This window comes from Hyphomonas sp. UBA3601, assembly GCF_002375605.1.
In the GTDB taxonomy this organism is placed as follows: Bacteria; Pseudomonadota; Alphaproteobacteria; order Caulobacterales; family Hyphomonadaceae; genus Hyphomonas.
Window position 1 is genome coordinate 10,816 of sequence record NZ_DFME01000104.1, and the last position, 446, is coordinate 11,261.

Genomic DNA, 446 nt, shown 5'->3' on the forward strand with positions numbered 1-446 from the left:
GCGAGCCGGGAAAACCGGGCTTCTTCGGAAAGTGACAGTGCGAGCTTCGGAATGGCCGACTCCATCAGTGTAGAGCCTTGCCGAAGCACGATTGATGCCAAAAGGGCCGTCTCGGCCCTTTTTTGACGGGATCAATCGTATGCGGCTGCAGAATAGTCCGCGAATGCGGCTTGTACGATTTCCTCCAGTTCGGCGACTTCTGCATCGGCCAGACTGGCGAAAGCGCCTGTACGTCTCGCCTTGGACAGATGGCCGTTGTTCTGCCGAACGAACATGATGAAATCCTTGGCCAGACGGTCCGGCATTTCGATACGGTTCATGATATTACGTTCAGCGTCATCATGGGCTCGAAGATAGGCGATTTCCCTTGGGAGATCGGTCTCGATGGTTCGCTGGACGCAGGCATACAAGAACTCTGCCGCCTCTGTTGCGTCGAAGTAGCGATA

1 pseudogene is annotated in these 446 nt (G+C 55.4%); it reads right to left on the minus strand.

From position 1 onward, the window contains the following. Nucleotides 1-131: 131 nt before the first annotated feature. Nucleotides 132-446: pseudogene (locus B4F73_RS10400) on the minus strand (cell filamentation protein Fic); the annotation flags it as partial.